At 35.7% G+C, this 25971-nt stretch carries 23 protein-coding genes; 16 read left to right on the plus strand and 7 right to left on the minus strand.

The genetic code is table 11. The features are described 5' to 3' along the window. The first annotated feature begins 126 nt into the window (after positions 1-126). From LUA86_RS09620 to LUA86_RS09630, 3 genes are all read left to right on the plus strand, one after another. Entirely contained in the window at positions 127-2262 is a 2136-nt protein-coding gene (locus LUA86_RS09620; RefSeq protein ID WP_231460410.1) for a S9 family peptidase, read from the plus strand. Positions 2263-2389: 127 nt separating this feature from the next. Next, on the plus strand, positions 2390-3145 hold the full coding sequence (locus LUA86_RS09625) for a hypothetical protein (RefSeq protein WP_231460411.1): 756 nt from the start codon (positions 2390-2392) through the stop codon (positions 3143-3145). A 29-nt stretch (positions 3146-3174) separates the two neighbouring features. Then, positions 3175-3852, plus strand: coding sequence for an NAD-dependent epimerase/dehydratase family protein (locus LUA86_RS09630; RefSeq protein WP_231460412.1), 678 nt, complete (start codon positions 3175-3177; stop codon positions 3850-3852). A gap of 164 nt (positions 3853-4016) precedes the next feature. On the opposite strand, the gene LUA86_RS09635 is transcribed toward LUA86_RS09630, so the two are convergent. Next, positions 4017-4196: a hypothetical protein gene (locus tag LUA86_RS09635; RefSeq protein WP_231460413.1), complete on the minus strand. Its 180-nt coding sequence runs from the start codon at positions 4194-4196 to the stop codon at positions 4017-4019. Positions 4197-4595: 399 nt separating this feature from the next. Between LUA86_RS09635 and LUA86_RS09640 the strand changes: the two genes are divergently transcribed. Together LUA86_RS09640 and LUA86_RS09645 are read left to right on the plus strand one after the other, a co-directional pair. Next, the gene (locus tag LUA86_RS09640) at positions 4596-6296 is read left to right on the plus strand and encodes a glycoside hydrolase family 3 protein (protein WP_370634351.1); all 1701 of its coding nucleotides are present in this window, start codon (positions 4596-4598) and stop codon (positions 6294-6296) included. Positions 6297-6445: 149 nt separating this feature from the next. Then, complete coding sequence (locus LUA86_RS09645) at positions 6446-6652, plus strand: hypothetical protein (RefSeq protein ID WP_231460414.1); 207 nt, start codon at positions 6446-6448, stop codon at positions 6650-6652. 74 nt (positions 6653-6726) lie between these two features. On the opposite strand, the gene LUA86_RS09650 is transcribed toward LUA86_RS09645, so the two are convergent. Next, positions 6727-7260, minus strand: a complete 534-nt coding sequence (locus tag LUA86_RS09650; protein ID WP_231460415.1) for a thioredoxin family protein — start codon at positions 7258-7260, stop codon at positions 6727-6729. Positions 7261-7370: 110 nt separating this feature from the next. Here LUA86_RS09650 and LUA86_RS09655 point away from each other — a divergent pair, with 110 nt between their 5' ends. From LUA86_RS09655 to LUA86_RS09695, 9 genes are all read left to right on the plus strand, one after another. Then, entirely contained in the window at positions 7371-8027 is a 657-nt protein-coding gene (locus LUA86_RS09655; protein WP_231460416.1) for a TatD family hydrolase, read from the plus strand. Positions 8028-8207: 180 nt separating this feature from the next. Beyond that, positions 8208-9002 carry a ThiF family adenylyltransferase gene (locus tag LUA86_RS09660; RefSeq protein WP_231460417.1) on the plus strand — a complete coding sequence of 265 codons (795 nt, stop codon included), beginning with the start codon at positions 8208-8210 and terminating at the stop codon, positions 9000-9002. Between the two features lie 128 nt (positions 9003-9130). Further along, on the plus strand, positions 9131-12367 hold the full coding sequence (locus tag LUA86_RS09665) for an exodeoxyribonuclease V subunit beta (RefSeq protein ID WP_231460418.1): 3237 nt from the start codon (positions 9131-9133) through the stop codon (positions 12365-12367). Between the two features lie 156 nt (positions 12368-12523). Next, on the plus strand, positions 12524-15388 hold the full coding sequence (locus tag LUA86_RS09670) for a PD-(D/E)XK nuclease family protein (protein ID WP_231460419.1): 2865 nt from the start codon (positions 12524-12526) through the stop codon (positions 15386-15388). 175 nt (positions 15389-15563) lie between these two features. Beyond that, on the plus strand, positions 15564-15998 hold the full coding sequence (tnpA, locus tag LUA86_RS09675) for an IS200/IS605 family transposase (RefSeq protein ID WP_231460420.1): 435 nt from the start codon (positions 15564-15566) through the stop codon (positions 15996-15998). A 3-nt stretch (positions 15999-16001) separates the two neighbouring features. After that, positions 16002-16559: a GNAT family N-acetyltransferase gene (locus LUA86_RS09680; protein WP_231460421.1), complete on the plus strand. Its 558-nt coding sequence runs from the start codon at positions 16002-16004 to the stop codon at positions 16557-16559. A gap of 216 nt (positions 16560-16775) precedes the next feature. Beyond that, complete coding sequence (locus LUA86_RS09685; RefSeq protein WP_231460422.1) at positions 16776-17762, plus strand: pyruvate dehydrogenase complex E1 component subunit beta; 987 nt, start codon at positions 16776-16778, stop codon at positions 17760-17762. 403 nt (positions 17763-18165) lie between these two features. Further along, a complete protein-coding gene (locus tag LUA86_RS09690) occupies positions 18166-18537 on the plus strand; it encodes an iron chaperone (protein WP_231460423.1) in 372 nt (123 codons plus the stop codon). A gap of 273 nt (positions 18538-18810) precedes the next feature. Then, the gene (locus LUA86_RS09695) at positions 18811-21102 is read left to right on the plus strand and encodes a Tex family protein (protein ID WP_231460424.1); all 2292 of its coding nucleotides are present in this window, start codon (positions 18811-18813) and stop codon (positions 21100-21102) included. A gap of 114 nt (positions 21103-21216) precedes the next feature. On the opposite strand, the gene LUA86_RS09700 is transcribed toward LUA86_RS09695, so the two are convergent. Continuing rightward, positions 21217-21567 carry a hypothetical protein gene (locus LUA86_RS09700; protein ID WP_231460425.1) on the minus strand — a complete coding sequence of 117 codons (351 nt, stop codon included), beginning with the start codon at positions 21565-21567 and terminating at the stop codon, positions 21217-21219. Between the two features lie 232 nt (positions 21568-21799). Between LUA86_RS09700 and LUA86_RS09705 the strand changes: the two genes are divergently transcribed. Further along, complete coding sequence (locus LUA86_RS09705) at positions 21800-22168, plus strand: YccF domain-containing protein (RefSeq protein WP_231460426.1); 369 nt, start codon at positions 21800-21802, stop codon at positions 22166-22168. Positions 22169-22296: 128 nt separating this feature from the next. On the opposite strand, the gene LUA86_RS09710 is transcribed toward LUA86_RS09705, so the two are convergent. After that, positions 22297-23271, minus strand: coding sequence for an App1 family protein (locus LUA86_RS09710; RefSeq protein ID WP_231460427.1), 975 nt, complete (start codon positions 23269-23271; stop codon positions 22297-22299). A gap of 59 nt (positions 23272-23330) precedes the next feature. On the opposite strand from LUA86_RS09710, the gene LUA86_RS09715 reads away from it, so the two are divergent. After that, complete coding sequence (locus LUA86_RS09715; protein WP_231460428.1) at positions 23331-24185, plus strand: diacylglycerol kinase family protein; 855 nt, start codon at positions 23331-23333, stop codon at positions 24183-24185. Positions 24186-24187: 2 nt separating this feature from the next. On the opposite strand, the gene LUA86_RS09720 is transcribed toward LUA86_RS09715, so the two are convergent. Genes LUA86_RS09720 through LUA86_RS09730 form a run of 3 tightly spaced genes read right to left on the minus strand, consistent with a single transcriptional unit; the run spans position 24188 to position 25968 of the window. Then, positions 24188-24577 (minus strand): hypothetical protein, encoded by a 390-nt coding sequence (locus tag LUA86_RS09720; RefSeq protein ID WP_231460429.1) that lies wholly within the window; start codon positions 24575-24577, stop codon positions 24188-24190. Continuing rightward, on the minus strand, positions 24578-25231 hold the full coding sequence (locus LUA86_RS09725) for a TonB family protein (protein WP_231460430.1): 654 nt from the start codon (positions 25229-25231) through the stop codon (positions 24578-24580). Between the two features lie 44 nt (positions 25232-25275). Next, positions 25276-25968 carry a peptidoglycan DD-metalloendopeptidase family protein gene (locus tag LUA86_RS09730; RefSeq protein WP_231460431.1) on the minus strand — a complete coding sequence of 231 codons (693 nt, stop codon included), beginning with the start codon at positions 25966-25968 and terminating at the stop codon, positions 25276-25278. Positions 25969-25971 lie beyond the last annotated feature (3 nt).

A 25971-nucleotide genomic window follows, 5' to 3' on the forward strand; every position in this document is an offset into this window, starting at 1 on the left:
ACTTCTAAATTGTTTTAAAACTCCTATCCGAATAAAAGCCATACCTTTCATTTTTGTATTATTATTGATAAATTAAAATCTAATGAGAAAACAGTTTTAATTTTATCGCAAAGAACAAACCTAAAAATGAATAAATATTTATTAAGCGTAACGGTTGTTGCCTTAGCTTTATCGGCTACAGCACAACAAAAAACTGCTTTTACCGCTCAAGATTATGAGCGTGCTGAAAGCTTTATGAGTTACAATACCGAGAAATTTATAGATGCAGGAAGTGTGCGTCCGAACTGGCTTGATGGTGATAAATTTTGGTATTCGGTGAAAATAAACGGCGAGGAGAAAAGCTATTTGGTTGACCCAAAAGCAAACACAAAAACGCTAACAATTGATTACAAAGCCAGCAATTCTGCACCGGGACCACGTAGAACAAGAGGCGAAGTTTTATCCCCAGATGGAAAAAAATCTATTCTAATTAAAGATTATAACCTTTATGTTAAGGATGTTGCATCGGGTAAATTAACCCAATTAACAACTGATGGCATTAAGGATTACGGTTATGCTACGGATAACGCCGGCTGGAAACACAGCGATGGCGCCATCCTTCGCTGGTCGCCAGATTCAAAAAAAATTGCAACATTTCAGCAAGATCAGCGTAATACAAAAGACATGTATTTAGTGACCACAAATGTTGGTTCGCCAAAATTAGAAGCATGGAAATATCCCTTACCTGGAGATAAAGAAATTCCAACCATCAGACGTGTAATTATTGATGTGGAGCAACCAAAGGTGATTTCTTTAAACGTAGCACCAGATCCACACCGTGCAACTTTAAGCGATGATATTTCGAGCAGTGGCACTTTTGATGATATTGACTGGAAAGCAGATGGCTCTGAAGTTGCTTTTGTTTCAACTTCGAGAGATCATAAAATAGAGAAATTCCGCATTGCAAATGCAACTACCGGTGCGGTAAGGGAGGTTTTTGAAGAAGTAGTTAAAACGCAATATGAATCGGGCCAAGGCGCCATAAACTGGAGATACTTACCTGCCACAAAAGAAATCATTTGGTATTCTGAAAGAGATAATTGGGGGCATCTTTATTTGTATGATTCTACAACCGGTAAAGTTAAAAATCAGATTACCAAAGGCGAATTTGTGGTTGCGAGAGTTGTAAAGGTTGATGAAAAAGCCCGCACAATATACTTTGTAGGAAATGGAAAAGAACCAGGAAATCCATATTTCACTCATCTTTATAAAATCGGATTTGATGGTAAGAAAATGGTTTCTTTAACTCCGGAAGAAGGAAATCACGTGAGTAGTTTTTCACCTTCGGGAAATTATATTTTCGATACTTACTCTCAACCAAATGTTCCATCGGTTAGTGTTATAAGAGATTTAAATGGTAAATTAATTACCACTTTAGAAAAAACAGATGTAAGCAGGCTAGCCGCTACCGGCTGGAAAGCACCAACCCCGGTTTCGGTAAAAGCACACGATGGCAAAACTGATATTTATGGTTTGGTTTTTACGCCAACAAAAATGGAAGCCGGGAAAAAATATCCTGTAATTGATTATATCTATCCAGGTCCACAGGGTGGAAGTGTGGGCAGCTGGGCATTTTCAGCATCAAGAGGCGACAACCAGGCATTGGCAGAGTTAGGCTTTATCGTAGTGGTAATTGAGGGAACAAGTAACCCAGACCGCTCAAAAAGTTTCCATGATATGAGTTACGGAAATATGGCTGAAAACACATTGCCAGACCAAATTACTGCGATTAAGCAACTTGCAGAAAAATACCCGATGGATACAACAAAAGTTGGTATCTGGGGCCATTCGGGTGGTGGTTTTGCTACAGCTACAGCAATGTTTCGTTACCCGGATTTCTTTAAAGTTGGTATTGCTGAATCGGGAAACCACGACAACAGAAACTATGAGGACGATTGGGGCGAACGCTACAACGGTTTAGTAGAAAATGCTGATTACGAAGCGCAGGCAAACCAAAATTATGCAAAAAACTTAAAAGGTAAACTTATGCTTGTGCATGGTATGATGGACGATAATGTTCCTCCATCAAATACTTTATTAGTTGTTGAAGCACTTCAAAAAGCAAACAAGTCTTTCGATTTGGTAATTTTTCCAAATAGTGCGCATGGCTTTGGTGCTTACTCGCCGTATATGATGAGAAGAAGATGGGATTATTTTGTGCAGCATTTATTAAACGCAGAACCACCAAAAGATTACAAAATGCAGGGAACTGTTATTAGATAGTACGAACCCAAATTGATATTACGCCCTGCAAGTTTTAAATAGTTTGCAGGGCTTTTTTTATGCTTATTAAAACGTTAAGTAATGTTAAACTTATGAAAACCATATTGTTATGTAATATATTGGCCTAATGCGCTACCTCATTATCATCGTGCTGATTATAACATCGAACAAAATTATTGCCCAGCAATTAATTACCGGGCAAGTGCTCGATAATATTTCGAAGTTGCCAATTGAAAATGCAATAGTTAGTTATGGCAATCGTGTCAGCATCACCTCTTATACTGGTAAATTTTCATTCGTTAGAGATACTTCGACTAAGTTTATAAGCATTAAAAAATTAGGTTACATAAATCAGGAAGTTAGCCTTAGTAATAGATTTAAAGAAGTTGTAATTCTGCTTAAAGCATCAGAAATTAATCTTAAGGAGATTACCATTTATCCGAAACGGGATTATCTTAAAGATTCTATTCAGTTAAGGAAAGACTTTGCAAAGGTTTTTGCCTATAAGGAATTGACGATTAAGGATGTAATTGTAAAGAAAGGTTTGCGCTATAAAACACCTGGTTCTAATCTGGTATCAAACTCTACCTCATCCATATTTAGTGTTGATGTTTTGAAAATAGCGGGCTTACTAGCGAAGAATAAATCTTCTGTTTCAAAACTGAAAAAAGCGCAGCTTAAAGATGAAGAAACAAAATACATAGACCACCGATTTGATGTTGAAAAAATCGTTTCTCTAACGAAATTAGAAGGCGATTCTTTACAAAAATTTATAACCAAATATCGTCCATCGGCAGCCGAGATAAAAAAAATGAACGATTATCAGTTGCTTAGCTACATAAAGAAAAGTTTTTTGGAGTTTACTAAGCAAAACAATGATTAATTTTAGAGGTTGATATATAAAACTTAAAGATGGGGAAGAGCAGAGCAACAAATAATGTTATAATAACCGGCAGCACCGGTATGGTTGGCGAAGGCGTTTTAATCAGGTGTTTAAACAGCCCAGAAATTGACGCTGTTCTGGTAATCAATCGTAAGCCTTGCGGATATTTACATCCTAAATTGAAAGAGGTTATACATAAAGACTTTCTTGATTTTAGCTCGATTGAGGAGCAGTTAATTGGTTATAATGCTTGTTTTTTTTGTTTGGGAATAACATCAGTTGGTGCAGATGATGATACTTATTATAAAATGACATATACATTGACCATGCATGTTGCCGAAACATTAAGCAGGTTAAATAAGGATATGACTTTTTGCTACGTTTCTGGTAGTGGAACCAACCCGGAGGGAAGATTAAAATGGCAAAAAGTTAAAGGTAAAACTGAAAATGATTTAACCGCACTACCTTTTGAGCAGGTTTTTAATTTAAGACCAGGCTTTATAAAACCAATTAAAACACAAAAGTTTGCACATAAATTTTATAACTATGTGAATTGGATGTTTCCTATCGGAAGAAAGTTTTTCCCGAATGGTTTTTGTACAATGGAAGAACTTGCTGATGCAATGATTAATACATTAAGCCATAATGGCGAACGTAAAGTGTTAGAAGGAAAAGATATTATTGCTTTGGCTAATGAACCAAATTAGGAATTGAAGACGTAAAAGGGAAAATGGAATAGGGTAAACGGCTGAAAAAATATGTAGAAAGGAAAATAGAGAATGGAAAATGTAAGATGGACGACGGAAAATACAAGGTGTAAACCGAAGTAACTATCCCATCATACATTTTCCTTCTTCCATCTTACATTATACTATTTCTTATTATCGTGTTTACGCTGATTATCTTTATTCGAGGTTTGGTCTGAACGTTGTCCGCCGCCATTGGTTATACCTTGAATTTTCTTATCAACTTTTACGTCGTGATTTGCTCTGTCGGCAATAGAACTTCCCTGAACTGTAGGATTATTCTTAGGTGTATTTACATTTTTCATGGTTAAAAAATTTAGGTTAATATTTTATCCAGAGCGTTATTATATTAACTTTTGATTTTACAATATGTTTTAATTTTTTTATTAAATGATGCGTTGGCTTTTGAATTTTGTATTTGAAATACTGCCTTTGTTGGATAAACCGGATTGACGTGAAAATACTTTTTTGATGGTCAACGATAAAGATTGTCACGTCTGTAAGTATTAAAAAGATTGTAACAGAAAGCAGGACTGCAGTTTTGATAGTATTACTGAATATTCGTTTTCCAAATATTTTTATAAAAATCCTGGCTTTTTATAACGCACAACTTTAAATTTTAAAATGTATTAAATCGATTACTTAGATTGGTTTTTGTTTTATTAACATTTTACTTGCTAATTTAGCCGACACAATAAAACACCGTGAAAAAGAACTTAATTACCTTAATTGCCCTATTTACGCTTGCAATTTCTGCACACGCACAACAAAATTCTTATATAGAGATGTTAGCTAATCAGCCAAAATGGGTTGATTCTGTATTTAAAAAATTAAATAGAAGAGAAAAAATTGCGCAAATGTTTTTCGTTAGGGCGCATACTAATTTAGGTCAGAAATATACTGATTCGGTTGGCTTGGTAATTAAAAAGGAACAGCTTGGTGGTGTAATTTTCTTTCAGGGTGGCCCGGTAAGACAGGCTGTGGCTACAAATGCCTATCAAAAGGTAAGTCGCGTACCATTAATTGTTGCCAATGATGGCGAATGGGGATTAGGTATGCGTTTAGATAGTACAATTTCATATCCTTATCAAATGACTTTGGGCGCCATCCAAAACAAAGAATTGCTTTATAAAATGGGGCTTGAAGTGGCTAAAGATTATAAGCGTTTGGGAATGCACATGAATTTGGCACCCGATGCGGATATTAATAACAACGCGAAAAACCCGGTAATTAACTACCGCTCTTTTGGAGAAAACAAATTTAATGTTGCAGTTAAAACCGGTGCATACATGAAAGGCATGCAGGATGGTGGTTTGCTAACTACCTTAAAGCATTTCCCCGGACATGGTGATACAGATGTAGATTCGCACTATGATTTGCCACAGCTAACTTTTAGCGCAACCCGACTGGATACTTTGGAAATTTATCCTTTTAGAGAATTGATAAAGCAAGGTGCATCAGGAGTGATGATTGCGCACATGAATATTCCATCTTTAGATAATACGCCAAATTTACCTTCTACCCTATCAAAACCAATTGTTACCGGAATTTTGAAAGAGAAATTAGGTTTTAAAGGTTTAATTATATCGGATGCTATGGATATGAAAGGCGTTGTTAAATATTTTAAAGGGGGCGAAGCCGATTTATTGGGCATTATTGCCGGTAATGATATTCTGGAGCTTTCGGAAAATAGCGACAGGGCAATTCATTTGGTTCGTAGAGCGATTCGTCAGGGTAGAGTTGATATTAAAACAATTGATGCCAGTGTGAGAAAAATTTTGACGGCTAAATACTGGGCAGGTTTATCGCAAAAAGATACGGTTGTTACCAAGGGTTTAATTGCAGGCATTAACCGTAATGCTAGCAATGCACTTGTGCAGGAGTTGGCGAATGCTTCGGTAACGATGTTAAAAGGCAAGGATTATATTAAAAACTTAATCCCAATTAGAAGAACTGCAATTGTTAGTATTGGTGTGCCATCGGTTACCAGATTTCAAAAGGAAGTAGCCAAAGGTTTTTACAATTCCGTTTATTATGTGCTTGATAAAAATGCAAGTGCTACGCAAATATCGAACGTAGCGAGAGAAATTGCCGCTTTTGACCAAGTAATTGTAGGCATTCATGATAGCCGGGCAAGACCAGCAAATAACATTCAGTTAAATGCAGGTGTTAAAAGTTTTATTAAAGATTTATCGACCAGAAACACCGTATTTGCTTTGTTTGCAAACCCTTATAACCTCGCCGGATTACCAGGATTAGAAAACAGTAAAGGTTTAATTATCGGTTATCAGAAAGAAGATTATATGCAAGTTTCGGCCGCGGCTGTAATTAATAACAGATTGGTACCTACCGGAAAATTACCGGTAAGCATTTTGCCGAACTATAAGTTTGGCGATGGCATGTAAGCCTTTAAAAAAGCTTTAGAAGGAGCCACAGATTTGCAGATTTTATGAGTTAGAATAATCTGTAAATCTGTGGCTTTCTTCATTTAAAGAAAAATCATTAAAACAAATCTTCGCCCAAAATCATTATCTATCTATAAAAACTTATTGTTATGATAGACCCAGAAAACGAAGATTATTCGAACGACCCAAATGATGCATTACGCAGGGAAGACGATACAGAAAACATAAATGAATTGGATGGCGATACCTCAAACGTAGAGCACGACAAAGATTTATTAAAACAAGCTGATGAGGCTTCCAGACCATCTTACGAGTTAAATGTTGATGATTTGAAGGAAGATGATTTGGATGATTAACAAAAAAGCCACAGATAATCAGAATTAAAATCTGATTATCTGTGGCTTTAAACTTTAGTCTTTACACTTTAAACTTATTTGGTTTTAGGCCTGTAAGTTTCAGGATCTACAGCTGCAACGGTCCATCCCTTTAGAAAGGAAATTGTTTTTTTAACATCATGACCAACTTTTCTTTTACCGTCTGCTCCAATTTCTTCTGATTCGAGATAAGCGGAATTCTGAATATGCAACACCTTCCCTTTTCCATCCAAAACTACAAAAACAGGGTAACCAAAACGGTTTGGAAAACCTAAGTATTTCATAGCTTCATCGTTATGGTGGTCTTTATCCCAATTCACTAATACGAATTCGAAATTATCGTTTATGGTTTGTTTTAAAATAGCAGTAGTATCAACCAGGTTATGGAAGGCAATGCACCATGTACACCAATTGCCGCCAACTTGTACCAAAACATGTTTATTTGCTTTTGCGGCTTTCTCTGTTGCGGCTTTTAAATCGGCCATTGCGTTAGCCTCCGGGTTATAAATATGAACGCCTGCTGTTTTCGCCTGACCAAAAGCAAGTGTTGAGCTAAGTGTAATCGCTAAAATTGTGATTAGTTTTTTCATGATTTTAATATAATAGCGTAAAAGTAATAAAGACTACAATTTTTATAGATTATCCAGCATATCTTTTACAGAATAAATACAATTTTGCAAAATACTATCTTTGTAGCCAAATGGATTTTTTAGATGTACACACTCATAAAACTGCTCAGCAAAAAGGAGTTATTTGTATTCAAAGTCTTTCGCTAACCAGCGATATTTTCTTGGCAATGCCGAAAACCAAACCCATTTCAATTGGCTTACACCCTTGGTACGCTAAAAAAGAATTGCTCGAAACTCAATTAAGATATTTAACTGTTCTGGCTAAACAGAAGAATGTAAAATTGATTGGAGAATGTGGTTTAGATAAGTTAAAGGGCGAAAGCATGGAAAACCAAATTTATATTTTTGAGCAACAAATTGCTTTAGCAGAACAATTGAAAAAACCCATGATTTTGCATTGTGTAAAAGCATTTGCAGAATTAATAGAAGTTAAAGATAGATTGAGCATTAAAGTGCCGTTGATAATTCACGGTTTTAATAAAAATGAAGAATTAGGGAAACAACTATTGGCAAAAGGCTTTTTAATATCTTTAGGAGCAGCTATTTTAAATGAAAATTCCGGTGCAGCAAAGCTGATTAAACAAAGTGACAACTTTTTTCTGGAAACCGATGATTCGAAAACGTCCATTGAAGAAATTTACCAGGCTGCTTCTATTATAAAAAAATGTTCGGTTGATGAGTTGAAAGCCCTTATTTTTGCAAACTGGAAGAAATTGGAATTACTTTAGCTTTGCCACGGAAACACAGAAATTATGGAAGCTTTAAGAAATTTATTTCGTTTTAATCCATATTCCAGGTCAGAGAAAAATAATCTCTTAAAAGCACATATTTTTGCTAACTGGTATTAATTGAGTTTGCCATAACCATTTTTACTTTTAGTTTTTACTTTACACTTTTTACTTAAATAAATGTCTGATACTAGTTGGCTTTCACGCTCCGCACTTTTAGTGGGAAATGATGGAATTGATAAATTACAATCGAAACATGTGTTAGTTGTCGGCTTAGGAGGCGTAGGCTCTTTCGCAGCAGAATTTATTTGTCGTGCTGGTGTTGGCGAAATGACAATTGTTGATGGTGATGTTGTAGACCCAACCAATAGAAACAGGCAATTACCTGCATTAGCTACCAATCACGGCGTAAGTAAAGCTGCCATTATGCAAGAACGGTTGTTAGCAATAAACCCCGAATTGAAACTTCATGTGGTAAATACTTTCTTAACGCCCGAAAAATGCAGAGAAATATTAGAATCGAAATTTGATTATATTATGGATTGCATTGATAGTGTGATGCCGAAGATTACCCTTCTTTCAAAAGCTTTGGAGAAAAACATTCCGATTGTTAGTTCTATGGGTGCTGGTGGTAAAATAGATCCTACAAAGCTTAGAATAGCAATGTTGCCAGATACTTATCAATGTGTTTTTGCAAGCTATGTGCGTAAAAGGCTTAATAAACTCGTTGGAGCAGATAAAATCAGGGCGGTTTTTTCTACTGAAGAAATGGACAAAAAATCTATGATAATGACAGACGGCAGCAATTTTAAGCGTTCTGCCTACGGAACGGTTTCTTACCTTCCGGCGGCTTTTGGCGGTACGTGCGCATCAGTTGTTATTCGCGATTTATTAGGACTCAAAATTGAAATGGCAGAACGCCCTGCAAGAATTAGTCATAAAACTTTGGCAAAAAGAAAAGCTAAAAAGAAATAAGCTATTGTGGATATCCTGATTTCGGGAAAATTTTAAATTGTTGTAAGTTAGGATATTTTTAAATAGCCACCCCCGCCTTACAGGCACCCCTCCAAAGGAGGGGAATAAAACCCATAGCCAAAAAAAATATGCCTCAACCCCTTAAAATCCTTCAAGCTTCTGCCGGTTCTGGTAAAACATTCAGTTTAACTGCGCACTACCTTACCTTGCTTTTTTCTGGCGAGAATAAATACCGCGAAATTTTAGCTGTAACCTTTACCAATAAAGCTACCGAAGAAATGAAGAGCAGAATTCTGGAGGTATTGGTTGGCTTAGCAAAAGGAAATCCCGCAAAGAAAATTGATGATTATCGGAAATTGGTTTTAGCGGCTCATCCAAATTTAAATGCTAAAGAACTCCAATTTAAAGCTGATAAAATCTATCGGAAAATTCTTCACGATTACAGCCGTTTTTCGGTAAGTACCATTGATGGTTTTGTACAAAAAGTAATTAGAGGCTTTGCTTTTGAACTTGGCTTAAATGCAGATTATAATTTAGAAATGAATTATGATAAAGTTAAAGATGATTTAGTAAATAAACTTGATGAGGCTTTAAACGACAATAAACAATTACTGCAATGGATTATCGATTTGGCTATCGAGCGCATTAGCGATAATAAAAGCTGGAATTACAAAATCGAATTATATAATCTAATCGGAGAAATTTTTTCAGAGCGCTTTCAAATTTTCGAATCAGCCGTAGAAGAATTAGGGCTGGAAAACATTGATGCTCTCTTTAAAAAATACATCAGCGTTACTAAAGATGAAATTAAAAATTTCGAAAGCGAAATTATTCAGCTTGCTAAAGATGCAAACGAGGCACTTGAAGTTTTAGGTGTAGAAAACGACCAGCTAAAAGGAAAATCGAGAAGCCCATTAACAAAATTAATTCTAATTGCCCGTGGCGATTTCTCCAAAATAGAACCCATTTTTAATATAATTGATGAGCCTGAAGAATGGTTTCAAAAAAACGCAGATAATCCTGAAGCCTTTACAACCGTTAACCCGATTTTGCAAAAGATTAAAGCTCATTATCTAAACCATTTACCAACTTATCAATTAGCAATTGCCTTTAACAAAAACCTTTATTATTTAAGGTTGATGCAGGAAATTGCCGTGTTATTAAAAGAATATCGGGCCGAGAATGATAATCTATTGATCAGCGATGCTCAAAAATTAATTTCAGGAATTACGGAAGATGCCGGCGACAACCCATCGTTTATCTGGGAAAAAGTTGGTAATCGTTATCGTAATTTTCTTTTTGATGAATTCCAGGATACTTCTACAAGCCAATGGGGAAGTTTTAAATCGCTTTTAACCAATGCTATTGCCACACCCAGTTTAGATTTAACCGACCATCTTATTGTTGGTGATACAAAACAATCTATTTATCGCTGGCGAAATGGCGATTGGAATATTTTACACAAGCATGCAAAAACGGATGTTGGCCCGCATAATGTTATCGAAGACAGTTTAGCAGAAAATTATCGGAGCACAGAAAACATCATCACATTTAATAACTTTCTATACCGCCAAATTCCTATAACCTTGCAAAATGAGTTAAACCAGAGTTTAGCGAGCAAGCCAGAAAATATTACAGCATGGTGGAATACGCAGCATTACGACTCCATCATTACCGATATTTATGCAAGCTCAACCCAAAATTTTGCAGCAAATACGGTAAAAGGCGGAACCATTAAAATTAAAAAATTTAGCAAAGAACAGGTTCCGGACGAGGCACGTTTTACAGAAACAATTTTTAGAGATATTGCTTTAAACGATGTTATCGAAGAAATCCTTCACCTTAAAAACGAGCAAAATTATGCACTAAAAGACATTGCAATTTTAGTTCGCTCCAATAGCGAAGCGATGTTAACGGTGCAGAAGTTGATGGAACAAAAACTTCCGGTATTATCTGGTGATGCTTTATTGATTTCAAACAATTCTGCCGTTCAGCTCATCATTAATACTTTAAAAATATTGATAGGTTTAGATGCTCAAACCGCACTTTACAAGGCAAATTGCATTGCACTCTATCATTCTTTACATGATAAAGATGCAAACGCCAACCACTATCTAAATTTAGTTAACGTTTCATTAAGCACGCTAGGTAATGTTCTCCCAAAATCGCTTTGCGAAAACTGGCAATCGTGGCTGCAACTTCCGCTGGCAGAATTAATAGAGATTTTGCTCGAAGCTTATGATTTAAAAAATCTTGCTCAACATTTACCCTATTTATTGGCCTTTAGAGATTTAACAGCAAACGCCGGAAAGCTTGGCGAAAAAGGTATTATTTCTTTCCTAACCTGGTGGGATGAAGATGGCGTAAAAAAATCTCTACCATCGCCAGAAGGCGCTGATGCGATTCAAATTATTACCATACATAAATCTAAGGGATTAGCTTTTAGGGCGGTTTTTGTCCCCTTTTGCAATTGGGAAGTCAAAGGCAAAGCGAATTCTACTTTTTGGGTATCATCAGAAGATACAGTTTATAAGGAACTGCGGGGTATTCCATTAAAATACAATAAAGATTTGGCTGATTCATCAATCGCACAAGCCTATTATGAAGAGTTACTTTATAACAATATGGATGCATTGAATATGCTTTATGTAGCCACTACCCGCTCTAAAGATTATTTATACATCGCAACTATGGGTAAGGCCGAACCAAAAGGGAATAAAGAAATTAATTTATCCAATATGGGCGATGTAATAAACCTCACTTTCGAAAACGAATTTGATGAAAACGGGGTTTATGAAATTGTAGAATACATTACAATCGAAAATAAGGATGGAGCATCAAATTTTATTAATTTGAAAAGCTATCCAACTACAACACGTTTATCAGAGCTCTACACTTCTTCAGAAGAAAAGCATTTAAAACACTTGGTTAATATCGAAAAATCGGGTCGGAAAGGTTCATTGCTTCATGATATATTGGCGAGTGCAACAAGTCAGAAAGGTGTTGAAGATTATGCCGCAAACCTTATTTTGCAAGGCATTATCAAGGTAGAAGAAAAGCAAAAGCTGGTTGAATCAGCAATGGAGGTTTTAAACCATCCGGAGCTTAAAGAACTTTTAGATGCCGCCGGAGAAAGTATAACCGAGAAAAGTATTATTGATGTTAATGGTAAACTTCACCGACCGGATAGAGTGCTTATAAATGATAATGAAGTAATTATTCTGGATTATAAATTTACTTTAGAAGAAAGTGAGAAACACATTCAACAAGTTGATGGCTATAGAAATTTATTATCGGAAATGGGTTATGATAATATTAAAACCTATTTATTTTATGCTGTTAAAGGCAAATTGAAATTAGTCTAATATGAAGTTCTACGACATAGATATTAACCACTTTAAGATTGCTTCGTGCCTCGCAATGACGACCGCACAAACGTTATTGCGAGGCACAGTCTATCCCGATTTTTCGGGAGAGCAATCTTCTTTAGAACTTTCAAATCTGTTTTTTAAATCTTAATTATGAAACCATTTTTACAAGAAGTTGCCGAAGATTTAGTTAGCAGATTTGGAAATCAGCTGGCTAATTGTGCCATTGTTTTCAATAATAAAAGACCAGCTGCTTATTTGCAAAAGCATTTTGCAGATATAATTAAAAAGCCGTTTTTCAGTCCATCCTTTTTTACCATTCAGGAGTTTTTTGCATGCTCTACAAATTATAAAATAGCCGATTTCTATTTGCAATTTTTTACGCTTCATAAAATCTATAATCAACTTTTGGTTGAAGAAAAGCTTGAAACCATTTCAAGTCATAAATTTTTTCCTTTAGCAAAGATAATTTTAAGCGATTTTAACCAAATTGATGCTGATTTAGTTGATGCAGAAAAACTCTACCGCGATTTGGAAGACATTTCAGTTATCAATCAGGATTTTGATTATTTAAGTCCGGAGCAATATCAATTCCTTTCACAATTCTGGACGTCATACTCAGAAGGTAAACACAAAAAACAGCAAGAATTATTTATAAAAATGTGGCGCAGAATGCCAAAGCTTTATAACAAATTTCACGCTGTATTAAAAGAACAAGGCTATTTAACCAATGGTTCAGTTTATCGCCACCTGGCGGATGATATTACAAGTCACCAGGAATTTATCTCAAATTTTGATAAAGGTAAAATCATTTTCGTCGGATTTAATGCTTTGAGTAGTGCTGAAGCAAAAATTTTTAGTCAGTTACAAGAAACAGATAAAGCGCTCTTTTATTTTGATGCAGATAGCTATTATTTAGATGATGCTTCGCAAGAGGCGGGATTGTTTCTAAGAAAAAACCTCAACCTTTTAGGCTTAAGAAATGAATTTTCTGAAAAGGAAAGCTTAATGAAAACGGGCGAGCACAATGTTAATGTTTTCAAAGTTCAGGGACAATCGGCACAGGCAAAAATCCTGAATAATATTTTAGAAGAAGATTACACCAATGCAGAAACCGTTGGTAAAACAGTTGTGGTTCTGGCAGATGAGAGTTTGCTTATTCCAACGTTACAAACCATCCCTACAAATTATGATGGTGAGGCAATCGACCTTAACGTAACCATGGGTTTTGCACTATCAACCTCAAGTATTTTTGGTTTGGTTGATTTATGGTTAACCTGCCAACTGGAAATTTTGCAAGGCAATAAAGTAAGTTACAAAAATGTTGAAGCCTTTTTAACGCATCCATTAACTGGCTTAACGCAAAAAATGCGTGATAAAATTTTAACTGCACTATTAGAAGAAAATCAGGTTGAAATAGAACACACTCGTTTATTGCGACAAAGTGGTTTTTTTGAAGTTTTTTATAAAAAAATCGATAATCCTCAATCGGTTGTGACCAATTTATTAGAGGTTCTGGATTTTGTTTTAACCAGATTATCAAACGCAAAAACTTTAAAGAAAATTGATGCTGAACTTTTTGTAAAAACCATTCAGGAGTTAAACCGCCTGCACGACACCTTTAATTCACATATTGGTAAAGAAGAAATTCCTTTTGTTATTTACCTTGTGCAAAAATCGCTACAAGCCATTGCAGTTCCGCTTTCCGGCGATCCACTAAATGGTATTCAGGTTATGGGCTTGCTCGAAACCAGGAACTTAAATTTTGATAAAGTGGTTATTCTCGGTTTTAATGAAGGCATCATTCCTAAATCATCTATCGGCAATAGCTTTATACCAGATTCTATTCGAAGGGTTTATGGTTTGCCTGTTTTAGAAAATTTAGATGCCATCTCATCATACATGGTTTACCGTTTGATGCAAAGAGCGAAAAATATCAACTTTGTTTACAACAGTTTAACCGATGAATCTACATCGGGCGAAGCCAGCAGAATTTTAAAGCAACTGGAATATGAAAGCGGCTTTAATTTTACCAACCATGAATTAAATCTCGAAGTAAAAACAGAGGAATTTAAAGCCGTTCAGATTGAAAAAACAGGAAATGCTTTTATTCAGGAAACGCTGCAAAAATATCTTGATAAGAAGAAAATTTTATCGCCTTCGGCGCTAACGCAGTACATTGCTAACCCGATTGATTTTTTCTTCAACTACATTGCAGGTATCAAAGAACCCAAGGAAATTAGTGCAGTTGTTGAGGCAAATGAAATTGGTTCAATTTTGCACAAGGTGATGGAATATTTTTACGAAGATTTAAGAAGTGCAGAGATTACTGAAGAAAGAATTAAAGAAAGGAAAAATTTAGTTCCTCAGTTAATTCAAAAAGCCTTTAATGCAGTAATGTTTAATCATGCTGACAAGGTGATGGAATATAAAGGCATGCAAAAGGTTATTCTTGCCATTGTTGATGCTTATGTAAACATTATTTTAAATCAGGATATTACGCAAACGCCGTTTACCATTATAAGTTTAGAGCAAAAAGTAGAGGCCGAAATCAGCTTCTCATTAAATGGAAAGCAAGAAAGTGTTAAAATTTTCGGTTATATTGACAGGGTTGATGTTAAGGATGGCATAACAAAAATTGTAGATTATAAAACGGGTAGTGATAAATTGGCATTTAAAGATGTTGATGAACTTTTTAATTCAAACGGTAAACATATCAACAAAGCACTGATACAAACCTTGCTTTATACCTATGCATACGAGCAATCTGCAGGCAAAACTTGTGTAGAACCAAATTTATATATCGTTAAAACAATGAACGACCCGATTAATGGCGGTGTTTGGTTTAAATCTAACCGACAGGTTTTAAAAGGCGATTTTTTAGAAGAAATTAAGCCTTTGTTTTTAGCCCGATTAAAAGAAAAACTTGCAGAATTATTTGGCGCACCGTATTTTAATGTCAGCGAAATACCTGATAATTATAAGTATTCGATCTATAAAACTTTGTTTGGGAAATAGGGGTTGGCTAAAGCCCATTTTTATGATCTTAAGCCGTTGGTTGAAACCAACGGCAATAAATAGAAAACCAATCAATATAATGAAATCGCCAACTGCACTGTTCATTTCTTTGCCGTTGGTTTCAACCAACGGATAAAAATTATTTCATATATTGGCTTTAGCCAAAATATCCATTATGTCGTATGTAAAAATTTGGGTTCACCTGGTGTTCTCAACAAAAAATCGACATCCCTATTTAACCAAAAGCATCCGTTACAAAGTTCAAAATCATATAATTGAAAATTGTATAGAAAAATCTATTTTCTTAACCGCTATAAATGGACATACTGAGCATTTGCATTGTTTGATATCGTTAGGAAAAGAACAAACTATTGCAAAGACCGCACAACTGATTAAAGGAGAATCAGCTTATTGGATAAACAAAAACAAACTAACTACTGATACATTTAATTGGCAGGATGATTATTTCGCTATATCTGTAAGTGAATCGCAATTAGAAATTGTAACAAGTTATATAAAAAACCAAGAGAAACATCATGCTAAAAAATCATTTGCAATGGAAGTAAAAGAATTCGCAGATAAGTATAAATTTGAAATACGAAACGAATAAAAAATGCTAACCCTCAACTTCACAAAATTCCCTATCCTCGAAACGGAACGATTAATCCTTCGGGAACATGCCATTTCTGATGCGGAAACTTTATTCGCCATGCGAACCAATGAAACGGTTATGAAATATATTGACCGTGAGAGGCCGAAAGATTTAGAGGAAATTAAAATATTCATTACCAAGTTTAACCTGGGTTTTGAAAACGGTGATAATTTAGCCTGGGTAATCGCTTTGAAAAAAAATCCGAATCAAATGATTGGCTCTATCGGTTATTGGCGAACGGATTTTGCAAATCACAGGGCGGAAATCGGCTATATGCTTCATCCCGATTATTGGCGAAAAGGAATTATTGCAGAAGCTTTGAAAAAAACGATTGATTTTGGTTTTCAAGACATCAACCTGCATACAATTAGTGCCAATATAAATGTAGACAACGATGCATCTCGACAAATGCTTATAAAACATGGGTTTTTAAAAGAAGCTCACTTTAAACAAGATTACTATTTTAGAGGGAAATTTTTAGATAGCGAAATTTATGGATTACTAAATCCCAATCATTAAATGTTTGGAGAAATAAACAAAATGTAATACAAAAACAACCTAAGTTAATGCACCGCGAAATTATATTTTAGCCTTTCGATAATAACAATCTAAATAAAAAGTAAAAAGCCAAATATTCCATCAAAACCAACCACAATTATTACAAAATACACGCATTATAGCCTTTGGTTTCAATGCTTTTAATAATTATATTTGCCACCGTTATAAAAATTTACAATGAGAGAAATCCAATTTAGAGAAGCACTACGCGAAGCCATGAGCGAAGAAATGCGTAAAGATGACCGCGTTTTTTTATTAGGTGAAGAAGTAGCAGAATATAACGGAGCGTACAAAGTAAGTCAGGGCATGCTTGATGAATTTGGTGCGAAACGCATTATCGATACCCCGATTGCCGAATTAGGTTTCGCAGGTATTGCAACTGGTGCTGCAACAGCAGGCCTTATTCCAATTGTTGAATTTATGACATTCAACTTCTCATTGGTAGCTATCGACCAAATTATCAACGGTGCAGCTAAAATTTTATCAATGAGTGGTGGTCAGTTCTCATGCCCAATGGTTTTTCGCGGCCCAACAGGTAATGCGGGCCAATTAGGTGCACAACACTCACAAAACTTCGAAAACTGGTTTGCTAATACTCCAGGTTTAAAAGTAGTCGTTCCGGCTACACCATACGATGCAAAAGGATTATTAAAACAATCTATTATCGATCCAGATCCAGTAATTTTTATGGAATCTGAAGTAATGTACGGCGATAAAGGTGATGTTCCGGCTGAAGAATATTATATCGAAATTGGTAAAGCAAAAGTAACCAAAGAAGGTACTGATGTAACCATTGTAACTTTCGGTAAAATGTTAACTCGCGTGGTTAACCCTGCTGTAGAAGAATTAACTAAAGAAGGTATTAATGTAGAAGTTATCGATTTACGTACTGTTCGTCCTATCGATTACGCCACAATTATCGAATCTGTTAAGAAAACAAACCGCTTAGTAGTTGTAGAAGAAGCATGGCCATTAGCATCACTTTCTGGTGAAATTGCCTTTATGGTGCAAAAACAAGCTTTTGATTATTTAGATGCTCCTGTTTTACGTATCACTTGTGCAGATGTACCACTTCCATACTCGCCAACTTTAATTGCAGCCAGCTTACCAAATGCTGAGAAAGTAATTAAAGCGGTTAAAGAAGTTATGTACGCAACAAAATAAATTGTCATTCTGAACAAATCGAAGACAAAACATATACAAATCCTCCAAAGCAATTTGGGGGATTTTTACGTTATACGTCATTTCAAGGCAGAAAGCAATCTTACTTTAATAAATAAATTCTGTATTTCAGTGGCAAATAATTTGAAAACCAACCTTCAGTAATTCTTCGCCTTCAGTAGCCCCGCCATCCATTTCAATCTTTTTATAACTTTTGTATGCTCAAATTGTCGTCATTGCGAGGAGGAACGACGTGGCAATCTTTTTCGTTGGTATGACAAAAAAGTATCTCCATTCCTGTCAGGTTTATTTTACAAAAACCTGTGCAAAAAACGCAGTGCGGTTCTTACTCAAACCCAAAAAACCAAACGATAATTTTTATATTAGCTCAGCAAAAATTATTATTATGGAGAAAATAGAGCCAAAAACCATCGATGAATATATTGCATTATTTCCTGCTAAAACGCAAGAAATTTTACAGCAGATTAGAGAAACTATTCATAATGCGGTGCCAAACGCTACAGAAGTAATCAGCTATAAAATGCCGGCTTTTAAGCAAAATAGGGTTTTAGTCTATTTTGCTGCCTATAAAAAACACATTGGCTTCTATCCTACTGGTTCAGGCATCGAGGCTTTTCAACACGAATTTGGAGATTATAAATGGAGCAAAGGTGCAGTTCAGTTTCCAATTGATAAACCAATGCCGCTGGATTTGATTGCAAAAATAACCAAATTTAAAGCGCAAAGAGATTTAATGAAGGCAGAGGAGAAAAAATAAATGTTTAAATTTTACGCTTTGTAGCCCTTCATAGCAGCAAAAACTTAAGTTATCTAAACGGGATTGAAGCGGCATCTCCCGATTTTTCATCGGGAATATAGCGTAAAGCCCGACGGACCATCATAAAATCTTCTGTTTTTGCTTTCCAAAAAATAAATCTAAAACATTCAAGTCTTAGTACACTTAAAGATTAAATACTCAAAATTTAAGGTGGAAAAATCATTTCTAAAAATCCTTAAATCCTGATTAGCTTTGCCGCATTAATTTTTGAATATGCTAACTCACCATAAAATAATTGCAGCCGAACTAAAAGTTGCAGAAAAACAAGTAAGCGCAACAGTAAACTTATTAGATGAAGGCGCAACCGTTCCGTTTATTTCGCGTTACCGTAAAGAATTAACCGGAAGTTTAGATGAAGTTCAGGTTGCCGCAATACGCGATAGAGTTTTACAATTACGGGATTTAGACAAACGCCGCGAAGCGATTTTAAAATCGATGACCGAATTGGGTAAACTTACACCTGAACTCGAAAAGCAGATTAATGAAGCCGAAACCATTTCATTTTTAGAAGATATTTATTTGCCTTTTAAACCAAAACGCAAAACCCGTGCTTCGATGGCGAAAGATAAAGGCTTAGAACCTTTAGCTTTGCAAATTTTCGACCAACAGAATTTTGATTTAAATGCTGCGGCAGATAAATTTATAGATGCTGAAAAAGGCGTAAATACGCTGGATGAAGCCTTAGCGGGCGCTCGGGATATTATTGCTGAAATGATTTCGGAAAATCTTGAAGCACGCACCAAAATGCGCACTTATTTCCAGGAAAAGGCCGAATTTAAATCGGAAGTTATTAAAGGAAAAGAAGAAGAGGGTATTAAATATAGGGATTATTTTGAGTGGACTGAACCAGTCAAAACGGCCGCATCTCATCGAGTTTTAGCCATGCGCCGTGGCGAAAAAGAACTGATTTTACGCTTAGATGCACTACCACCAGCTGAAGGAGCTTTATCAATTTTAGAAAACCAGTTTATTGCCGGAAATAACGCTGCATCTAAACAAGTGCAACACGCCTTAGAAGATGGTTATAAACGTTTGTTAGAGCCTGCAATGGAAACTGAGCTGCGGGTTTTTACTAAACAAAAAGCTGACGAAGAGGCCATTCGAGTTTTCGCAGAAAATGCTCGTCAGTTGTTGTTGGCTGCACCAATGGGACAGAAAAATGTTTTAGCGATTGACCCTGGTTTCCGTACAGGTTGCAAAGTAGTTTGCTTAGATAAGCAAGGCAAACTTTTGGAAAATACGGCCATTTACCCTCATACCGGACAAGGAAATGTAAAAAATGCTGAAACTACGCTTGTGCAGCTTTGCGAAAAGCATAATATAGAAGCTATTGCAATTGGTAATGGAACTGCTGGAAGAGAAACGGAATCTTTTGTGCGGAATTTAAATTTACCAAATGTTACAATTGTGATGGTTAATGAAAGTGGTGCTTCGATTTATTCAGCTTCGGAAGTTGCCCGTGAAGAATTTCCAACTCAGGATATTACCGTTCGTGGTGCGGTTTCAATTGGCCGCCGTTTAATGGACCCTTTAGCAGAATTGGTAAAAATTGATCCAAAATCAATAGGTGTAGGGCAATATCAGCATGATGTTGACCAAAACAAATTACAGGCTAGCCTGGATGATACCGTAATTAGTGCTGTAAATGCGGTTGGTGTAGAATTAAATACAGCTTCGAAACAAATTTTAGCCTATGTTTCTGGCTTAGGACCAACGTTAGCACAAAACATAGTAGATTATAGAAATACAAACGGAGCTTTTAAAAACCGCGAAAGTTTGAAAAAAGTTCCACGTTTAGGCGGTAAAGCTTATGAGCAAGCAGCCGGTTTTTTACGTATTCGCAATGCAGAAAATGTTTTAGATACAAGCGGCGTTCACCCAGAGCGATATGCTGTGGTTGATAAAATGGCTAAAGATTTAGGCACCACCGTTTCTGCATTAATGAAAGATACAACTTTGCAAAAGCAGATTAAATTGCAACAATACGTTACAAATGAAATCGGCCTACCAACACTAACAGATATTTTGAAAGAGTTAGCAAAGCCCGGCCGCGACCCGCGTGAACAATTCGAAGCCTTCAGTTTTACGGATGGCATAAATGAAATTGCTGATTTACGAATCGGCATGAAGTTGCCTGGAATTGTAACCAATATTACCAATTTCGGCGCTTTTGTAGATATCGGCGTTCACCAGGATGGTTTGGTTCACACCAGTCAGCTGGCAAACCGTTTTGTGGCAAATCCAAACGATATTGTTAAAGTACACCAAAAGGTTGAAGTTACGGTTATGGAAGTAGATGCTGCCCGTAAAAGGATTTCTTTATCGATGAAGACTGAAAATAATCCGAAGTTGGGAGTCGGAAGTCCGAAGTCTAAAGAACAAAAGCCAAGGCAAGATTTTAAACAGAACAATTCAAAACCTAATTTTAAGCCTAAGCATGAACAAAAAGATGCTGATGGAGATTTACAGGAAAAATTAGCGAAGCTGAAAGGTATGTTCAAATAGGTTTTAATTCGTCGTTTTACTTCCGTCATTGCGAGGCACCGTTTGTCCCGTTTTTTCGGGAAAGCAATCTCTTATAAGTGAGATTGCTTCTGCCTCGCAATAACGGACTAAAACTTATTTTCTTTTCATAACATAAACAGCATTACTTGAATCTTTCCCATGTTCTGAATACACTTGAAAAAGTTCGTACCCATAATTTTTAAATTTATTAATAAAATCTATAGTAGAATTAAATTCCATTCGCTTACCGGCATCATCTTTAACAACAACGTCATTAAATTCGGTAACAATTTGTCCGTATTCTAAAGAAATTAGAATTTTATCCGAAAATAGTTTGCCCGAGCCCTTAATTTCAACATAATCAGCATGGATATCGCTTAGGCGAACGCCGTTAATAGTTTGGGCCTTAGCACTAAATAGTGCAAAGCAGGCAACAGCCGTTGCCAGTGCAGTAATTTTTTTCATAATAAGGTCTCATTTTGTGTGTATCCCAAAATAAAGAAATTATAGTGTTCTGTTTTATGCTATCTGTAACAAAATTACATTTGAATTATCTTAAAATAACAAATACGGTATCGCCATTGCGAGGCACGAAGCAATCTCTTTTCATATAGATTGCTTCGTGCCTCGCAATGACGGAATTGGATAATATATTGCAAAAAAATGCAGTATAAATAATTTAAAACAAAAATATACAATGAATTTCATAGGCAATATTATCTGGATTATTTTTGGCGGAATATTTATATTCTTTGAATATATAATCGGTGGATTAATATTGTGCTTAACTATTGTTGGTATTCCCTTCGGGATTCAATGTTTTAAATTTGCAATTGTTGGCCTGGCTCCATTTGGGGTAAAAATTACGGATACTTCATCAAATACCGGATGTTTATCAACCGTTATGAATTTAATCTGGATAGTATGTGGAGGTTTTTGGATTGCATTAACACACCTTTTCTTCGGTATTTTACTTTGCATCACAATTGTTGGTATTCCTTTTGGCAGGCAGCATTTTAAATTAATGAACCTGGCTTTTACGCCATTCGGAAAGTCTATTTCATAACCAGTTTGTTTCTTGCCAAAAGCAGCAAATTTATTTAAATAGCCCTCGATTGAATTGAAGCCATTTTTCATGGCGAAATGAAAGCGGGACTATCGAAACCGATGAGCAATACAATTGCGCTCCAAATTCTAAGAAATTAAACCTATTCGTTTAGAATGCTCAATAGCCTCTAAGCTATTGTTAAAAAGGCAGGTCTTAATTGGAAAAGGCTTTACCCTTTCGAATAATTTAAGGCTTTCTTCAACCTTTTCGGGTCTAATATTCCGAATGTAGATGGCTTCGATATTTTTTGGATATTTCTCGGCAATAGACGTATATATTTCCGGATCTTGCTGCGAATTATCGCCAAAAAACACAAACTTTTGGTTAGGGAAAGCGTCTAAAATCCGCATTACTCTAATTAATTTCCCCTCATGTCCGGTTTTACCGGTACGTATCAAATCCTTCCATCTCTTTAAAGTATTTAACAGGAATGCCCCCTCAGGCAATTCATTAAATCTAAAAGTTTCTAAAAGGTAATCGTACAAATTCCATTCGCTGCTACTCACGTAAAAAAAAGGATTTGGCTGGTTTTCTTCCGTATGAGATTTGGCCAAAAGCTGATAATGGTTAGCCACATCAGGAAATGTTTTTCGCGTTCGCGGATTTTTAATGAACAACTCCCGTAATCTACGTCCTATGGTTGCCGAATGCGATACCATTACGGTATCATCAACATCAGAAATAAAGGCGTACTGCGTAATGTGCGGCACATAAACTTTGCCCTCGCTACAGCTTAAAACGGTATCATCTGCGGCTAAAGCCTCAACTTTTACATAATGCCAACCGGCTTCAACGTCACTGTTTGCCTTCCATTCAAATTTAAAAAAGCCATCAGCTTCTGTTTTATTGTAGATGATTTGATCGAAAAATTGCAAGCGTATTTTAACAAAAGCATAAGGTTTTAAAATGAATAATTTAAGTAAGTGAACAATGTTTACAAATAGATTTTCGCTGTAAATCTGCTCAGTTTTTGCTTTCCGCTTAAACACGTGACCATACACCACCAAATTTTGGGTATGCCCGTAACCATGATATATCTTTACGCTTGTAGATTTATTCATCTATTTTAAAACAGACTTTGTGTTTAGTTGTTTTGAAAGGAGCAAATTAGCTTGCATTCATGAAATTACTATTCATTATTAACCCTGGTTCAGGCAGCCACGATATCGATCTAAAAGATGTTATTTCGAAATATTTTATTGATAAAGATATTGAAATAGATTTATTTGAATTGCCGGATGATTGCTCGATGGATAAAATTAAATCTAAAATTGACCAATCAAAAGCTGATAAAGTAATTGCTGCAGGTGGTGATGGCACATTAAAACTCGTGGCCGAATGCTTGCTAAATTCTGATACGCCAATCGGTATAATTCCAGCGGGGTCTGCAAATGGTATGGCAAAGGAACTTGGCATACCAACAAACATTGAAGAGGCATTAAAAATTATTGAACATGGAAAGCCTAAAAAAATTCACCTGGTTAAGTTAAATGATGAAATTTGTATTCATTTGTCTGATTTAGGCTTTAATGCTTATCTGGTTAAAAAGTTTGATACTTTACCCAACCGTGGTATGTGGGGTTATGCAAAGGCTACCTGGCATGCTTTATGGAACCACAAACGCATGGATGTAGAAATTAAAATTAAAGGCGAAAGCGTAAAATCTAAAGCTGCGATGGTTGCCATTGCAAATGCTACCATGTACGGCACTGGTTTAAAAATAAATCCGGATGGAAAGTTAGACGATGACCTTTTCGAAATTATATTGGTAAAGGATTATTCGTACTTAGAAATTTTGAAAATCTGGTTTACCAAACTTCCATTTAACCCAAAAAAAATCGAGGTTTTTCAAACATCTAGCGTAAAAATAGCATCGAAACATAAAGCGCATTTCCAGGTTGACGGAGAATATATCGGAAAAATTAACACTGTTGAAGCAGAGATACTACCTGCTGCTATTTCAGTAATTGTGTAACATTAAAATGTTTCACGATGAATTTTGATGGTAAAATATAATCTGAAAAATTCTGCAATGAAACAAATTTTGAAAAAGATATCAAACCAGAGTTCTTTCAGGTTGAAAAGCTCGGGCAGTAGCGTGATGAAACCTACCGTAAAAACCCAGATGATAAGTCGGATAGGAAATTGAACGTAATAAGCAATAAGCACAAACTTTTTATAGATGATTAAGCCTGCTGCCGATATAAAAAGAAGCAAGAACATTGGCAGTGTTAAAACGACTCTAACTTGAGATAGCGTTTCTTGTGGAATTTCTTTAAAGTGCGTAATAATTTGCCAAAAAGGCTGCGCTAACAAAGCAATACTGATAATATCTAAAAGGGCAAAAATTCTAACGGTTAAACGCATTTATTTACAATGTTTAGAAAGATAATTATCTGCTTTATCGCTACCCAGATTTTTAACCGTAGTAAAATCTTCACAGGCACCTTGTTTATCTCCCTGTTTTATTTTTTTCAAGCCCATATTTATCAACGAGTCGAAATATTCATCATCAATGCCTAATTGCGTTTTGATGGCTAAGATCTGACCTTCTTGACCAGGTTTAGCTGTATCAATGTTTTTATAGAAATTAATTACTGCATTTGTTAATCCCTCTTCGGCTAAAAAAGCGTTAATTGCAGATTTTATTTCGTTACTTGATTTACCCTCGCAACCGTAACCCGAAAGTTTAAAGTTTACCGGAACAACAACAGTAACAGTGGTATCATAACCTGCCGGTATCTGCCATTTTCCACTACTCAGGCGAATTAAACGCAACGCCTCGTTATCCAAATCAGAAATAATTCCTTTTGTAATTTTAGATGAGTATACTTTACCGCTTTTATTTAACTTAAAGCTGATGTTTACACTGCCTTGTATGCAATTCTGTTTTGAAAATTGCGGATAAATGGTGTTATTCTTAATGAAAGTTGCAAAACCAGACGGCCCATTTTTAAACTGCAATTGTGCTTGTGCAAATATAGTGCATAAAATAAAGCAAAGGGTTATTAACTTTTTCATCTATCTAATTTACGTAAAAAAGGTAAAAGGCTAAAGCGTAAAGATTAAAGTGATTTCAGGCTGCAATTTAAAATCAAGTTTGGGTTTAAACAGTTAGCCAAATACTTTTCGCGTTCAGAAAACTTACACACGCCGGGATAATCGCCTTCACAGCCTTCCATATTTTTTACAATTTGAAAGTGCAAATGTGGCGGCCAAAAACCATTTTCTTCTTTAATGCCTAAAGTTGCAAATGCCTTTCCTGCCGGGATAAATTTACCGGTTTCTAAACCATCTAAAGAGGCCAGACTTAAATGACCGTATAAGGCATGAAATTCGTAACCGTCTATTTTGTAATTTAAAATTATAGTTGCGCCGTAATCACCAAAATTATTGTTATTGGCAAAGCTGTGAACGGTAGCATCGTAAAAATTATAGACTGGAGTTAAAGCAGGCGCCCAAATATCTACACCTAAATGCAATCGTCTGGGTTCTTCGCCAGTATCAAAATGTCTGCTTCTAGAGTAGATGGTTCTATGTTCATTATAACCGCCAATGCCATATTTGGCGCCATTCGCCTCGAGTTCATTATTTACCCAAGCCGAAAATAAATCTGTATTATCTAAAATTTCATCTGTTAAAGCCGTATTTGCTGCGGTAAAATCAAGTGCTAATAGTTTATCACTTTGTAGATTGAAATCGACAACTTTACCAACTACAGATTTATTTGCTAAAATAACTTCTTCAAAAGTTTTCATCAA

This window comes from Pedobacter sp. Leaf132, assembly GCF_920984695.1.
Taxonomy (GTDB): Bacteria; Bacteroidota; Bacteroidia; order Sphingobacteriales; family Sphingobacteriaceae; genus Pedobacter.

Coding starts and splice junctions, on each gene's coding strand:
- LUA86_RS09715 (WP_231460428.1), top strand. CDS start 23,331: ATGAAATTACTATTCATTATTAACCCTGGTTCAGGCAGCCACGATATC.
- LUA86_RS09705 (WP_231460426.1), top strand. CDS start 21,800: ATGAATTTCATAGGCAATATTATCTGGATTATTTTTGGCGGAATATTT.
- LUA86_RS09660 (WP_231460417.1), top strand. CDS start 8,208: ATGTCTGATACTAGTTGGCTTTCACGCTCCGCACTTTTAGTGGGAAAT.
- LUA86_RS09670 (WP_231460419.1), top strand. CDS start 12,524: ATGAAACCATTTTTACAAGAAGTTGCCGAAGATTTAGTTAGCAGATTT.
- LUA86_RS09620 (WP_231460410.1), top strand. CDS start 127: ATGAATAAATATTTATTAAGCGTAACGGTTGTTGCCTTAGCTTTATCG.
- LUA86_RS09625 (WP_231460411.1), top strand. CDS start 2,390: ATGCGCTACCTCATTATCATCGTGCTGATTATAACATCGAACAAAATT.
- LUA86_RS09650 (WP_231460415.1), bottom strand. CDS start 7,260: ATGAAAAAACTAATCACAATTTTAGCGATTACACTTAGCTCAACACTT.
- LUA86_RS09730 (WP_231460431.1), bottom strand. CDS start 25,968: ATGAAAACTTTTGAAGAAGTTATTTTAGCAAATAAATCTGTAGTTGGT.
- LUA86_RS09630 (WP_231460412.1), top strand. CDS start 3,175: ATGGGGAAGAGCAGAGCAACAAATAATGTTATAATAACCGGCAGCACC.
- tnpA (WP_231460420.1), top strand. CDS start 15,564: ATGTCGTATGTAAAAATTTGGGTTCACCTGGTGTTCTCAACAAAAAAT.
- LUA86_RS09700 (WP_231460425.1), bottom strand. CDS start 21,567: ATGAAAAAAATTACTGCACTGGCAACGGCTGTTGCCTGCTTTGCACTA.
- LUA86_RS09635 (WP_231460413.1), bottom strand. CDS start 4,196: ATGAAAAATGTAAATACACCTAAGAATAATCCTACAGTTCAGGGAAGT.
- LUA86_RS09685 (WP_231460422.1), top strand. CDS start 16,776: ATGAGAGAAATCCAATTTAGAGAAGCACTACGCGAAGCCATGAGCGAA.
- LUA86_RS09690 (WP_231460423.1), top strand. CDS start 18,166: ATGGAGAAAATAGAGCCAAAAACCATCGATGAATATATTGCATTATTT.
- LUA86_RS09665 (WP_231460418.1), top strand. CDS start 9,131: ATGCCTCAACCCCTTAAAATCCTTCAAGCTTCTGCCGGTTCTGGTAAA.
- LUA86_RS09680 (WP_231460421.1), top strand. CDS start 16,002: ATGCTAACCCTCAACTTCACAAAATTCCCTATCCTCGAAACGGAACGA.
- LUA86_RS09655 (WP_231460416.1), top strand. CDS start 7,371: ATGGATTTTTTAGATGTACACACTCATAAAACTGCTCAGCAAAAAGGA.
- LUA86_RS09725 (WP_231460430.1), bottom strand. CDS start 25,231: ATGAAAAAGTTAATAACCCTTTGCTTTATTTTATGCACTATATTTGCA.
- LUA86_RS09710 (WP_231460427.1), bottom strand. CDS start 23,271: ATGAATAAATCTACAAGCGTAAAGATATATCATGGTTACGGGCATACC.
- LUA86_RS09720 (WP_231460429.1), bottom strand. CDS start 24,577: ATGCGTTTAACCGTTAGAATTTTTGCCCTTTTAGATATTATCAGTATT.
- LUA86_RS09645 (WP_231460414.1), top strand. CDS start 6,446: ATGATAGACCCAGAAAACGAAGATTATTCGAACGACCCAAATGATGCA.
- LUA86_RS09695 (WP_231460424.1), top strand. CDS start 18,811: ATGCTAACTCACCATAAAATAATTGCAGCCGAACTAAAAGTTGCAGAA.